This window comes from Synechocystis sp. PCC 7339 (assembly GCF_019924095.1).
GTDB lineage: Bacteria > Cyanobacteriota > Cyanobacteriia > Cyanobacteriales > Microcystaceae > Synechocystis.
Genome location: NZ_CP063659.1, coordinates 1,415,423 through 1,429,270, shown reverse-complemented (window position 1 = coordinate 1,429,270; position 13,848 = coordinate 1,415,423). Strand labels below are relative to the sequence as shown.

Below are 13,848 nucleotides of genomic sequence, written 5' to 3'. Positions count from 1 at the left end.
TTTTTTTACCACTCTTGATCACAGGGGCTTTTTTGCAAAACGCAACTTTTTAAGCTAGAGATGTACTAGATTGATGATAGAGGTCATGAAATCTTTCTTGGCTTTTTAAATACGTCTTTAGATCTACTGGATTTGCTTCATAAAACTTTACTAAATTATAATTTATTCCTTTGGAAAAAGAGTTACTAATTAGGTATGTGGGGCAATGAAAAAGAGTAATTTGTAATGGTTAATACTCAATTGCGGATCAGGTTCTCCGGGGAAACAGTTTTAGTGAATTTTTCTGGATAAAACCATTACTAGCTATGTTGAGGCTATTTAAATTATGACTAGTTCCCTATATTTGAGCACCACCGAAGCCCGCAGTGGTAAATCCCTGGTGGTATTGGGTATTTTAGACTTAATTCTCAAAAAAACTACCCGTATTGCCTATTTTCGTCCCATTATCCAAGACCCAGTTAATGGCAAACATGATAACAATATTGTTCTGGTGCTGGAAAATTTTCGTCTCCAACAAACCTATACTGATTCCTTTGGTTTGTATTTCTACGAAGCGGTAAGTTTAGCCTCAGATGGGGCCATTGATCAGGTATTAGACCGAATTTTGGCTAAATATCGCCATTTGGCGGATCAGGTAGATTTTATCCTCTGTGAAGGCTCGGATTATTTGGGGGAGGAGTCGGCTTTTGAGTTTAACCTCAATACCATGATCGCCAAGATGTTGAACTGTCCCATTTTGCTATTGGGTAATGCCATGGGTAACACCATTGCCGATAGTTTGCAGCCCATTGATATGGCCCTGAATTCCTATGAAGAGGAGTCTTGTCAGGTAGTGGGAGTAATTATTAACCGAGTCCAGCCGGAATTAGCTACAGAAATTCAAGCCCAACTGGAACAGCATTATGGCGATCTCCCGATGGTATTGGGCACTATTCCCCAGGACAGCATGCTGAAAAGCCTACGTCTGAGGGAAATTGTCACCGGTTTAAATGCTCAAGTGCTGAGCGGTGCGGATTTGCTCGATAACTTGGTTTATCAGCACTTGGTGGTAGCTATGCACATTTCCCATGCCCTCCATTGGTTGCACGAAAAAAATACTTTAATTATCACCCCTGGCGATCGGGGAGACATTATTTTGGGGGCGATGCAGGCCCACCGCTCCCTCAACTACCCCAGCATTGCCGGTATTTTGCTCACCGCGGACTACCATCCCGAACCGGCCATTATGAAATTAATTGAGGGCTTACCCGATGCCCCTCCTCTATTGCTAACCAGCACCCACACCCACGAAACTTCTTCCCGTTTAGAAGCTCTCCACCCCGCCCTAAGCCCCACTGATAACTATAAAATTCGCCACAGCATTGCCCTGTTTCAACGACAAATTGATGGAGAAAAATTACTCAATTATCTCAAAACGATCCGCAGTCAGGGCATTACTCCCAAACTCTTTCTCTACAATCTAGTTCAGGCAGCCACCGCCACCCAACGACACATTGTTCTCCCAGAAGGGGAAGAAGTCCGCATTCTCAAAGCCGCCGCCAGTTTAATTAACCATGGCATTGTCCGTTTGACTTTACTCGGAAACATTGAGGCGATCGAGCAAACGGTGAAAATTCATCACATTGGCCTGGATTTGGGCAACGTTCGCCTCATTGACCCCAAAACTAGCCCTGATCGGGAACGCTACGCCGAAACCTATTACCAGCTACGTAAACATAAGGGCGTAACCCTGGCCATGGCCAGGGATACCCTCACTGATATTTCCTATTTCGGTACCATGATGGTGCATTTGGGGGAAGCAGATGGCATGGTTTCTGGCTCCGTCAATACCACCCAACATACGGTGCGCCCTGCTTTACAAATCATTAAAACCCAGCCAGGTTTTTCCCTAGTTTCTTCAGTCTTTTTTATGTGTTTGGACGACCGGGTTTTGGTGTATGGAGATTGTGCTGTTAACCCCGACCCCAATGCGGAACAGTTAGCAGAAATTGCCCTTACTTCTGCCGCTACGGCCAAGAATTTTGACATTGAGCCCAGGGTAGCCCTATTGTCCTATTCCTCTGGTTCTTCTGGACAGGGGGCGGATGTGGAAAAAGTTCGTCAAGCCACGGCGATCGCCAAGGAAAGGGAACCGGATTTAGCGCTGGAAGGCCCCATTCAGTATGATGCGGCAGTAGATTCCACAGTGGCGGCCCAGAAAATGCCAGGGTCGGCAGTGGCCGGTAAAGCAACGGTGTTTATTTTTCCCGATTTAAATACGGGGAATAATACCTATAAAGCAGTGCAGAGAGAAACAAAGGCGATTGCCATTGGCCCCATTTTACAGGGATTAAATAAACCAGTTAATGATCTAAGTCGGGGGTGTTTGGTGGAGGATATTATCAATACGGTGGTAATTACGGCTCTACAAGTTAAATAATTTTACTTATTACCAGCTAAGTTTTCCCCTTAAAATTTGTTTGTAAACTGGCAATTTTACTGTTAAAGCTGTTCACTAAAGCTCTGCAAATAGCAAATTTTTTTCTCTGATTTATCACCAAAATTAAGGAAATAAGAGGGGAATTTTAACATTAATATTGTTCCCTAATCTACCAATAGTTAGGCTGAAAATTGGCATCATTTAAAATTACCAATGTGTCCCCCGACGGAGCTAACACAAACAGGCCTTTACCATAGGCATAGTTAACCACCTCTTGACTTAACACCATGGCGGCCACTGCGCCTAAAGCTTTGACATCGCGGTAACGGGGCATAAACTGTTTGAATTTACCCAATCGCTCCAGATGCTCATCCACATCCTTTTCCGTTAACTTACTTTTTACTTCAATTAAAATGGCTTGGGTTTCATTGACTACTAACAGGTCAATTTCTAATCCTCCATCTTCCCGTTGTACCGATACGCCAGGATGAAATTCATGGACGTCAATGCCTCTATCCTGAAACAGGCCCACTACAGCGGGTCTAACTTGCCATTCCACAAATTCCCCTAACCGATTACTGAGTTTACCCACATTCTTGCTAACTCGTTTGATGTAACGCTCTGTCTCTTGGAAACGGCGTTCTGTCTCTTGAAAGCGGCGATCAAGCTCTTGGCCTTGTTCCTTAAAGAGGCGCTCGGTCTCACGCAAATTTTGCTGGGTCTGTTTTTGGGAGGCGGCAAGTTCAGCTAATATTTGCCAGACGTCATCGGCAGTGGTGGCCATGGTAGTAGGAGGGACTAAAACTAGGGAGATAGTCTATTTTAACCCTCCGAACAAATCGTCAAGCCATCAACTCCGCCATGCCTAAAAACTTGACCCCCTCTGGACTGACCTCAAAGCGGCAGGGCATCACCTCCACCCCAGCGGCGATCGCCTGACGGAATAGTTCCCCATAACGGCGATCGTAGGCATCCCCAGGGGAGAAATGAGTACAATCCCCCCGATTGATAAAGTAAAGCATCACCGCCCGGGCGGTGGGGAGAATATCTATCAACTCCTGGAGATGTTTTTGCCCCCTAGTGGTTTCTGTATCGGGAAATAGAGCCAATTTTTCTTGGGCTAGGGTGGTATTTTTTACTTCTACATAAATAGATTTTTGTTCTGGCTTAGTAAGCAAAAAGTCAATGCGACTTTTTTTATCCTTACCATAGGCAACTTCGGGTTTAAAGGCATCGTAGCTATTTGTTAAATTGGGAAAAATTTTATCAGCGAAAGCTTGCTTGATGACCCGATTAGGTAAACCGGTATTTACCCCAACCCAGGTACCATCAATTTCGATGATTTCCCAGGTATAGGCCAATTTACGTTGGGGATTATCACTCTTAGAGAGATAAACTTTCGCTCCAACTTGGCACACCCCTGTCATCGGTCCAGTGTTAGGACAATGGGCTGTAACTATCTCACCGTTATCCAACTCCACATCAGCCAAAAAACGCTTGTAACGTTTTACCAAAATGCCGGCAATTAAGGGCGGATAGGGATAGAAAAAGTCCATTAATTTTGTTTAATTACGCCCAGTTATGAGATCGTCTGCAAAAAGTTTTCCAACTAAATTGGTTCCAAAGCTTCAGCGGCGGGAGAAGCCTGGATTACTAAGCTACCATTTTGCTGGGCCAACCACTGTTGATAGTCTGCCAATAGTTGTCCTTGGAGTCGTTGTTTGATGCGGGCTAAAACTCCCCGCAATAGACCATTAGCCGCCATTTCTAGCAAAGGTTTTGGGGTCAACCACAGCGCCTGGGGTAAATCTACACCCACCTGCAAATCCGCTTTGCCCTGAAGGAGGGTATGGCCATCTTGGCGATAGGGAGCCAAACGACCTTTTAATTGCAAACTAAAGCGATGATTAATGTAGTCAATGCCCCGGATTTCACAACTTTCCGATTCTAAAAATACCGTGCCGGTGGCATTGGACCACACTTTAAGCACAACTGTGGGTTGAAAATGATAAATATCTAAAAAGTTGAGCGGCCGCATTTTCAATCTAAACCGATCGCCTGGTAACACTTCCATCAATTTCGGGTCGGCGATCGTCTGAACGAGGCGTTGAGGTTGACGCAGATAGTGTTGCAAACTGGGCAGGGGGTCAGACTGCTGAAGTTGTAACTGTTCGGTGGCGGCAAAGGTGACTCGCATAGTTTATTGTTATCTCTTTTATTCCGAGGGTGAGGTTTGCTGAAAAGGACAATTGTTAAAATTTTTTACATTTCTTAAAAATGCTGGTAGGGATTATACGGTTTTTAGGGCATCGATCTGGGGAAAACCAGAAGAAATGTAATGAAAGTTAGCTTTTCTTTAGCTAGCTAAGTATTCTTGGATCATGGACTTGCGTTTGCGCAATTTATTCAAGGCTTCCCGTTCAATCTGCCGTACCCGTTCCCGACTGATGCTTAGCATGGAGCCGATGCTTGCCAGGGTGAGGGGTTGGCCATCATTAAGACCAAAGCGAAGAATTAAAACTTCCCGTTGTTGGGGCGTTAATTCCGCCATCAGGCTATCGAGATCCAACTGTAGGGAGGCATAGGTGGCAAAATCCTCCGGCAAAGGACCGTCATCTTCCAACAAATCCCCCAACTCCGTATCTTGATTGTCCCCTACCCTTAGATCCAAGGAAAGGGGATGGCGGGAGCGTTCCAAATATTCCCGTACTTGTTTGGGCGTTAACTCTAAATGTTCCGCCAATTCCGCAATGGAAGCGGCCCGGCCTTTTTCCTGGGAAAGTTGACGTTGGGCTTTTTTAATTTTGTTTAACTTTTCCGTAATGTGGATCGGTAGACGAATAGTGCGGCTCTTCTCGGCGATCGCCCGGGTAATGGCCTGGCGGATCCACCAATAGGCATAGGTAGAGAATCGATAGCCTTTGGTAGGGTCAAATTTTTCCACCCCCCGTTGCATACCAATGGTGCCTTCCTGGATGAGGTCGAGTAAATCTAGATTGCGCTTGAGATATTTTTTGGCGACGGATACTACCAGTCGGAGATTAGCCTCCACCATTTTGCGCTTGGCCCTTTCCCCTTCTTTGATCGTTTTCTCTAATTCTTGAATGGACAAATCGGCAGCCTTGGCCCACTCGCTGGGGGAAACTGGCTCGCCATCCTTGCCTTCGGCTAAAGACTTCTTGATTTCGTTGAGACTAACAACCTGTTGAATTTGCTTAGCGTAAACAATCTCTTCTTCATGGGTGAGCAGGGGCACACGACCAATTTCTCTGAGATAGGCACGGACGGAATCGGGGCTGGTTCTGGCAGTCATCTTGGATTAAGGATTGCAGTGGGAGAATCGCAGTGGTAGACCAATAAACCCAGGGAACGCCACGTTAGTAATATCCGAGACGGACTGGGCTAAGTAAATGACGGATAATGCCTGTCCGATGGGGGCGTTTGGGCCAAATTGGAAACTGAAGATTTATGGAGGGAATGACTGGGATCAATCCACTAATAATACTAAACAATTCTTTAAGTTTTGTAAAGTTTTTTGTGAAGTGTATACTCAATCAAGGGCGATCGCCAGGGATCAGGAAGCAATCAAAACAGGAAAATCTGCCTCGGAAAGCTTGATTAATCTGGGTTTAGAAGTTTTTAAGCTTAATTATGAGAGAACTTCACAATTACTGAAAATAAGGCCGCCAAATAACCTCAGACTAGCGCAAGCCCAAATATTTATGGGTTTGCATGCTCAAGCGCCATTGGGGGTGGGAGAGAATATAGTCAAAAATTCTTTCATTAGCCGTTTCGGTGCCCCATTCAGCCTGGAGATAGAGGGGGATATCTACCTTGACCTTGGTTGCGGCCATTTCCGCCCAGCTAAAATCTTCCTCCTGGCTAATAATCACTTTTAATTCGTTGGCTAGGGAGTAAATTTCTGCCTGGGGTAGTTTATAGGGTTTGGGGGATAGGGTAATCCAGTCAAATTGACCCGTTAGTGGATAAGCGCCAGAAGTTTCCAAATGGAGACGTAAACCTTGGTTTTTCAGGGCTTGGCATAGGGATTGGAGGTTATGTATGAGGGGTTCTCCCCCCGTAATCACCACAAAGCTAGGTTTAGCTGTAACCGCCTGTTGCACCAGTTCTGTCACAGTTTTTCGGGGATGATGTTGGGTAGGCCAGGTTTCCTTTTGGTCACACCAAGGGCAATGAACATCGCAACCCCCAAGGCGAATAAAAAAAGCATTAGCTCCAGCCCAAGCCCCCTCTCCCTGTAGGGAATGGAAAGTTTCCGCAATAGGATAGGTCACACTTAACGATCCAGAGATAGGGCTCATACTTTACATCGCTTCAAAACTAACTTTTCACTAAAATTCCCCAATTTCCCACGGTGGAGGATTGTTTTCACCCCAGTCCAGCGTTTGCCCCAGTTTGAGTGAAGAGATTTAGGGGAAAGATTGGGTCAGCCGACAATTAACCAACAGTTACCAAACTACTAAACCAACGCCAAACAACAGGCACGGAAATCTTCTCCTCGTTCTTCAAAGCTATTATATTGGTCGAAACTGGCACAGGCTGGCGAGAGCAACACTGCAGTGGCCCCATTGGTGCCCGCCAATTCCAATCCCCGCTGAACAGCATTGCCCATGGTTTCCACTATTTCATAATTTCCATAGCCCACTGCCTTGAGTCGGGCGGCAAAGTTGGGGGCTGTATCCCCAATCAGCAGTACTGCCACTGCTTTTTGTTTAATTTGGGCTAACCAAGCCTGGTCGTCCCCTTCTTTGGCTTCCCCTCCGGCAATCAGAATGGTGGGGCCTTTCATGGAAGATAGGCCCACTTCCGCCGCGTCATAGTTAGTTGCCTTACTGTCATTGATAAATTGCACTCCATTGACGGTGCAAATGGGTTCTAAGCGGTGGGCCACTCCGGTGAAACTTAACAGGGTTTCTGTAATTGCTTTTTTGTCTATGCCAGCTAAGCGAGCAGCGGCGATCGCCATTAGCAAATTTTGTTGGTTATGTTGCCCAGGCATTTTGAATAAATTAATCGGGGCAATCAATTCCCCAAAGGCATTGACCCAATTGTCCTGCAGGTAAACCCCCTGTTTGGGGTCACAAAGACCGGCCAGATGATTAGCTCCCTGGGTACTGATCCAATGGGCTTGGGGATATAAACCGGGGCCATGGCCATAGAGGTGGGGATCATCACCGTTGAGCACCTGAATGGTAGACCGAGAAAGCAAACTAGCTTTGATGTTGAAATAATTTTCTAAGGTTTTGTGGCGGTTGAGGTGATCGGGGGTAAAGGTGGTCCAGAGACCAATTTGGGGCGCTAGGGTGGGGGAAGATTCAATTTGGTAACTACTGATCTCGGCCACAATCCAATCGTAGTTTTGATTTTGTAGCACCAACTCACAGGCCGCATAGCCAATGTTGCCGCAGGCTGGTGCCCTTAGACCCGCTTTTTGGAAAATGGCATGAACCAAGGATGTGGTGGTGGTTTTACCATTGGTGCCCGTGATCCCCAACCAGGGCACGGCGTGGAGATACTGCCAAGCTAGTTCCAATTCTCCCATCACCTCCACCCCTTTTTGCCGGGCGGCCACCAACAGAAGCATGTCCCAAGTTACCCCGGGGCTAACCACAATGCGTTCGGGCCAAGTCGTCATGGTTGGCTCCAGGCGATCACCTAACTTTAGACTAATGCCCTCCTGGATTAGGGTTTGTCCCATGGCCCGCAGTTTTTCACTATCCGCCTGGTCGAATACCGTTACTTCCCAGCCATCCCGATGCAAAACTCGAGCTGCGGCAATACCGGAACGTCCTAACCCAATTACACAAGCCTGGGGCATATAATTTGACTTTACTGTGGAAAACTAACGAATGGGGGTGACGGGTCCAAAAGGAATCCCGCTGGCATCGATGTCGCACCATTGTAGCTTTGAGGGGGATTGTCGCCAACCAACCCAGACTATTCCGTAGGGAAATTTAAATGATTTTGGGGTATTTTAAGCTGATTTTAACTTTGGTTCAGCTTTATACCAGGGCAGCCGAGTTTTGGCTTTCTGTTTCTGAAGTCCAGCCTAAATATCTCGCTAAACCTTCCTCCGGCCCCACCACGGAAAGGTAGGGTTCCGCCAAATAGGTTTGGGCCACCCGTTGGGCATCTGTCGCTGTCACAGCTTTAACGTATTCTTGAAATTCGCTGTCAAAACCCAAACCTAAACCGAGGGTTTCATACCAGCCAAATAGATGGGCTATTTCTCCATTGGTTTGTTTCCCCAGGGCATACTGGCCTAACAGTTTGTTTTTGGCCGCTGTGATTTCCTCTTCCTCCAACGCCTGGGCACATAATCGCTCCGTTTCCGCTCGCAGGCCGGCAATGGCGATCGCCGTATTTTCCGGGGCAGTGCCCATATAGGTGACAAATTGGGAAGACCCTAACCGGGTAGGGTAAAAGGCCGAAACATCGTAGGCTAAACCCCGTTTTTCCCTCAGTTCCACAAATAAACGACTAGAGAGACCATTGCCTAGGTAAGTGCTGAGTAATTTTAGCGGTGCATAGTCTTCATGCTTAACGCCGACCCCTAGATAACCCAGAAGTACTACTGATTGCTGGGTCGCCTGGGGGGTGAGATGTTCCTGGGGGGAAACATTTAGCGGCGTTAGAATCGGGCAAAAGATCGATTGCTCGGGAATAGCCCAATCCCCAAAGCTAGTTTCTACCCAATCCCTGGCCTGGGCTTGAGTTAACCGTCCCGCCAAGCTGATCACCAAATTGTCGGGGCGAAAATAGGCTTGATGATATTCCCACAGATCCTGGGCCGTAAAATGGGGCACCACTTCCTCACTACCCAAAATGGAGTAACCATAGGGGTGGTTGGGATACATGGATTGGCGTAGTTGGTGGAAAGCGACGTTGAAGGGTTGTTCCCGCTGGGACTGAATTGCCTGGACAATTAGGCGTTTTTCCAGTTCAATTTCCCCCACGTCAAAGGTGGGATAACGCAAAATTTCCGCCGCTAAATTGAGGATGACCGGAAAATCAGCGGTGACAGTTTTTAAACTCAAAGCCCAATAATCGCTGGCCGCATCAGCCCCGAGGTGGGCCCCCAGGCATTCCACAAATTCAGCAATGGCCAAAGCCGAGCGCCTTTTAGTGCCCTTCGTGATCACTGTGGCCATGAGATGGGAAAGCCCCACTTTTTGGGGAGAGTCCCAACAGGCCCCTGCTTGCTTGAGAAAAATCCTTCCTGCCACTAAGTCTGCGGCGGGATTTTCTGTACAGATGAGGGTGATGCCGTTGTCGAGAATGAGACGATGGATGGACTGATGATTGCGCATAGATTGCCAAGGCTAGGATTAGGCCGCTTCTAGGAGTACCAAGGCATAGGCCTCGGTGGATAGGTAACGCTGGGCTAAGGTTTGTAGGGCCTCGGGCCGATACTGACCGACGATCCGGGGATAGGCGATCGCCAACTCAGCGGTGGCCAAGGTTTGGTAATAACCGTAAAGGCCGGCTAGTTGGGCAGGAGTTTCGGTGGAAAAAATAAACTCATTACAGAGTAAACGTTGGGCCCTGGCCAATTCCCTAGCACTAATGGGGGTGGTTTGTAGAACCTGGATAGCGGCACAAATCTCCCTTTCCACCGTTTCTGCCTGGGCTGAGGTCAGATAGGCATTGATGGTGAATAAACTGGCCTCTTTTTGCAGGGAAAAACAACTCTGGATGTCAAACACCAGCCCCAGTTCTTCCCGTAGGCGTTGCACCAACCGGGCGCAATGACTACCGGCCAACACCATGGCCAATAAATCCAAACCAATATTGTCCTGGAGGCGGTCAATGCCTGGGCCATTCCAACCCATGGTCAAACGACTGGGCCCCAATTCTGGTATGCGGAGGGTTTCCCGTTTAACGGTCTGGATTGGGTGATTTGCCGATGGGGTTGTGGGGGGACATTCTGAGCGTACGCAAAAATGGCCAAAAACATCTTCAATGTAGGCGATCGCCGCTTGCTCTCGGATATCCCCCACCATCACCACAGTAATATTTTCCGGCTGGTAATGGGTGCGGTGGAAACAACGCAACTGATTGGCAGTATAGTTTTGTACGGCAATGGCGTCCCCCAGCACGGAGCGGCCATAGGCATGGCGGGGATGGAGTAGTTGACAGAGAGCTTGAAATCCAAGCCAATCAGGGTCATCTTCACTGCCACGAATTTCCTCTAGCACCACTTCCCGCTCATAAAAGAGACATTCTTCTGGCACCTCTGCCTGCAAAAGAATTTCCGCTAGGTAGGGCAACGTTCTGGGCAAATAATCCGCCGCAGTGGTGAGGTAAAAATGGGCATAATCATGGCTAGTGGCGGCGTTGGCCATGCCCCCATTGTATTCAATTACCTGGTCGAAGGCCCCCGGTGGGACCCGTTTAGTCCCCTTGAAAATCATGTGTTCTAATAAATGGGCTACCCCAGGCCAAGCATCCGGCTCGGCGATCGCCCCGGCTCGCACCCACACATCCACCACCGCCACGGGAACGGAGGGCAAGTCCTGGTGAATCAGGGTCAACCCCCGGTCAAAGGTGAAAATTTTGGCCGGAAAGTTTGGTTTGGTTGGGCATGGTTGCACAGACACAAGGCTCATATCCATTGGGGTCTATGACTTCTATCCTAGGTGATCGCCGCCTTAACCGTTGGTTAACCGCCCTAATTTGTAGAATTTTCGTGACAAGGACACCAATTAGTGGAGTAGGATATCGTTCTTTAGTTTATAAAGACCAATCAAATCATCCTAAAAAAGCGAGGAAAATCCGTGCTAGGGTTGGGAACTGAGTTCAGTTGGTTCCAGCGGATAACAGCCAGTGGAGGTAACGGGGAAAAGCTGGTGCAAAGCCAATACTGTCCCGCAACTGTGATGGGCCCAGTCGCCCTAAGTCAGGATGCCCGCCAACCATTACCCCTTCTTTTAATCAAATCTGCGAGGTACAGATTGTGAATGTTACAGGTTTATCTAATTTACTGACTTCCCCCCGGATAATAGCGCATCATCCCTTTGGGGGGACTACGCCGGATAATTTCTTCGAAGGTTTTCTTTCTGGATTAGGGCACCCCGTCATCGGCTTAGACCATCTTGCCTTTGTCATTGCCGTGGGCCTCATTGCCGCTGGATTGCGCCATGGTTGGCTGATGCCCCTCATTTTTATCACCACGGCGATCGCCGGCACAAGGCTGCATTTAATTGGCACCGATCTTCCCCAACCAGAATTGGTTATTGCCGGTTCCGTCCTCCTATTTGGCCTACTCTTGGCGATCGGTCGTCCCCTATCATCCCCCGTGGTAATGGTTTTAGCCGCCATAGCCGGTGCGTTCCATGGTTATGCCTACGGAGAAGCTATTGTGGGGGCGCAAATGAATCCCATTGCGGCTTACCTGTTCGGTTTTTCTCTCACTCAACTGGCGATCGCCATGGGAGCCTACACTTTGGCCAAGGGCTGGTATGAAAACCAAGAAGCCTTGCTCAATCTGAGATTTATTGGCTTTCTGCTAGCAGGGGTAGGACTAGCCTTCACCTCCGGCGCCTTGTTGGGGTAATTGGTTGTGGGATAATTTAGGTTGCCTACAGTTTTTTGCTAAAAACTAAACTTTCCCATGGTAACCGTTTCCCTGCCGACCCCTGTCCAGCCCGAGTTCGACACCACCATCCATCGCCGCAAAACCCGTCCTGTGCCCGTGGGGCCAGTTACCATTGGCGGCGGTCATCCCGTGGTGGTGCAATCCATGATCAATGAAGACACCCTGGATGTGGATGGTTCCGTGGCCGGTATTCGTCGCCTCCATGAAATTGGTTGTGAAATTGTCCGGGTAACGGTGCCCAGCATGGCCCACGCCAAAGCCCTAGCAGATATTAAACAAAAGCTCGAGAGTACCTATCAAAGAGTGCCCCTGGTGGCGGACGTACACCACAACGGCATGAAAATTGCCCTAGAAGTGGCCAAACACGTCGATAAGGTGCGTATTAACCCAGGCTTATACGTTTTTGAAAAGCCCGATGCCCAACGGGAAGGCTACAGCGACCAAGAATTTGCTGACATTGGTGACAAAATTCGCGAAACATTGGAGCCCCTAGTGGTTTCCCTACGGGATCAGGGGAAATCCATGCGCATTGGCGTTAATCATGGTTCCCTTTCGGAGAGGATGCTCTTTACCTATGGGGATACTCCAGAGGGCATGGTGCAATCGGCCCTAGAATTTATCAAAATTTGTGAATCCTTAGATTTCCGTAATCTGGTCATTTCCATGAAAGCTTCCCGGGTGCCGGTGATGTTGGCGGCCTATCGTCTCATGGTCAAGCGCATGGATGAATTGGGGATGGATTATCCCCTCCATTTGGGAGTCACCGAAGCTGGGGATGGGGAATATGGCCGGATTAAATCCACCGCTGGTATTGCTACCCTGTTAGCCGATGGCATTGGCGACACCATCCGAGTTTCCCTCACTGAAGCCCCCGAAAAAGAAATTCCCGTTTGTTACAGCATTCTCCAGGCTTTGGGTTTACGAAAAACCATGGTGGAATATGTGGCCTGTCCTTCCTGTGGGCGCACCCTGTTCAATTTAGAAGATGTGTTGCACGAGGTACGGGAAGCCACCAAGCACCTCACAGGGTTGGACATTGCCGTCATGGGATGCATTGTTAACGGTCCTGGGGAAATGGCCGATGCCGACTATGGCTATGTGGGTAAACAAGCTGGTTACATTGCTCTCTACCGTGGTCGAGAGGAAATTAAACGGGTGCCGGAAGCCGACGGAGTACAGGAATTAATCAACCTGATCAAGGCCGATGACCGTTGGGTTGATCCTTAAAATAATCTCCGAAACTTCCCAAACAAAAAATTAAGCAAGGCTCGCCAGCGGGTCTATTCTTGATTTTGGTTATTAGGTATTAATTAGTGATTTTCGGGAGGAAAGGAAATAGCCGATGAAAAGTTTCAATCTGGAATGTCCACTTCTTTTGAGTCATATTTACCCTATTTTTGCCAAGATTTAGCGGACAGTAAGGTTTTCTAACCGAATTGATACGGAACAGGTTGGCGGTTGCTAGCCCAATCGTCGTTTTGGGTTGAATGAGTCCGCTTACAGATTCAAGGGTGAAGTGGTCTGTCCAGATATCTTTTCTTGGATTGTAGAGTCTAACGGTTTCCCCTATATGGGGGTCGATAGAAGCGATGTCACTGCTTTTGGCTAGGTTACAGAGGGCACAGCAAGGGCTAGGTTTTCAAGGGTACTGTGGCCGCCATGTTTTTCGGCAATGATATGATCAACATGATGGGAAGACAGCAATAGAGCTTCAGGGATGAGGCAATATTCACAGCAATCGTTAGCCCGATCGCCAACAATACGCCGTAGGGATGGGGAAATATAGCTTTTACTCATCAGTCCGGAGTTT

Annotated in this window: 12 protein-coding genes and 1 riboswitch; of the genes, 3 read left to right on the top strand and 9 right to left on the bottom strand. The window is 48.1% G+C overall.

From position 1 onward, the window contains the following. The first annotated feature begins 325 nt into the window (after window positions 1-325). Complete coding sequence (gene pta, locus IQE94_RS06750; protein WP_212716997.1) at window positions 326-2,419, top strand: phosphate acetyltransferase; 2,094 nt, start codon at window positions 326-328, stop codon at window positions 2,417-2,419. Between the two features lie 169 nt (window positions 2,420-2,588). On the opposite strand, the gene IQE94_RS06745 is transcribed toward pta, so the two are convergent. The 8 genes from IQE94_RS06745 to IQE94_RS06710 form a co-directional block, all read right to left on the bottom strand. Further along, window positions 2,589-3,203, bottom strand: coding sequence for a DUF3782 domain-containing protein (locus tag IQE94_RS06745; protein WP_223342959.1), 615 nt, complete (start codon window positions 3,201-3,203; stop codon window positions 2,589-2,591). Window positions 3,204-3,261: 58 nt separating this feature from the next. Next, on the bottom strand, window positions 3,262-3,975 hold the full coding sequence (gene sfsA / locus IQE94_RS06740; RefSeq protein WP_212716993.1) for a DNA/RNA nuclease SfsA: 714 nt from the start codon (window positions 3,973-3,975) through the stop codon (window positions 3,262-3,264). Window positions 3,976-4,028: 53 nt separating this feature from the next. Next, complete coding sequence (locus IQE94_RS06735; RefSeq protein ID WP_212716991.1) at window positions 4,029-4,616, bottom strand: DUF1997 domain-containing protein; 588 nt, start codon at window positions 4,614-4,616, stop codon at window positions 4,029-4,031. A gap of 159 nt (window positions 4,617-4,775) precedes the next feature. Then, window positions 4,776-5,732, bottom strand: a complete 957-nt coding sequence (locus IQE94_RS06730; RefSeq protein WP_194013520.1) for an RNA polymerase sigma factor, RpoD/SigA family — start codon at window positions 5,730-5,732, stop codon at window positions 4,776-4,778. A 388-nt stretch (window positions 5,733-6,120) separates the two neighbouring features. Next, window positions 6,121-6,741, bottom strand: a complete 621-nt coding sequence (locus tag IQE94_RS06725) for a 7-carboxy-7-deazaguanine synthase QueE (RefSeq protein WP_223342958.1) — start codon at window positions 6,739-6,741, stop codon at window positions 6,121-6,123. Between the two features lie 158 nt (window positions 6,742-6,899). Further along, window positions 6,900-8,258 carry a UDP-N-acetylmuramoyl-L-alanine--D-glutamate ligase gene (gene murD / locus IQE94_RS06720; RefSeq protein WP_212716987.1) on the bottom strand — a complete coding sequence of 453 codons (1,359 nt, stop codon included), beginning with the start codon at window positions 8,256-8,258 and terminating at the stop codon, window positions 6,900-6,902. 184 nt (window positions 8,259-8,442) lie between these two features. Further along, entirely contained in the window at window positions 8,443-9,750 is a 1,308-nt protein-coding gene (locus IQE94_RS06715; protein WP_212716985.1) for a pitrilysin family protein, read from the bottom strand. An 18-nt stretch (window positions 9,751-9,768) separates the two neighbouring features. Further along, the gene (locus tag IQE94_RS06710) at window positions 9,769-11,055 is read right to left on the bottom strand and encodes a pitrilysin family protein (RefSeq protein WP_212716983.1); all 1,287 of its coding nucleotides are present in this window, start codon (window positions 11,053-11,055) and stop codon (window positions 9,769-9,771) included. A gap of 172 nt (window positions 11,056-11,227) precedes the next feature. Then, a riboswitch (cobalamin riboswitch) is annotated at window positions 11,228-11,371 on the top strand. Between the two features lie 25 nt (window positions 11,372-11,396). Here IQE94_RS06710 and IQE94_RS06705 point away from each other — a divergent pair. Further along, window positions 11,397-11,996, top strand: coding sequence for a HupE/UreJ family protein (locus tag IQE94_RS06705; protein WP_223342957.1), 600 nt, complete (start codon window positions 11,397-11,399; stop codon window positions 11,994-11,996). A 57-nt stretch (window positions 11,997-12,053) separates the two neighbouring features. Next, entirely contained in the window at window positions 12,054-13,265 is a 1,212-nt protein-coding gene (ispG, locus tag IQE94_RS06700) for a (E)-4-hydroxy-3-methylbut-2-enyl-diphosphate synthase (protein ID WP_212716981.1), read from the top strand. A 378-nt stretch (window positions 13,266-13,643) separates the two neighbouring features. Here the strand turns inward: ispG and IQE94_RS06695 are convergent, their stop codons facing one another. Beyond that, window positions 13,644-13,835 (bottom strand): HNH endonuclease, encoded by a 192-nt coding sequence (locus IQE94_RS06695; protein ID WP_223342956.1) that lies wholly within the window; start codon window positions 13,833-13,835, stop codon window positions 13,644-13,646. Between the last annotated feature and the right edge of the window lie 13 nt (window positions 13,836-13,848).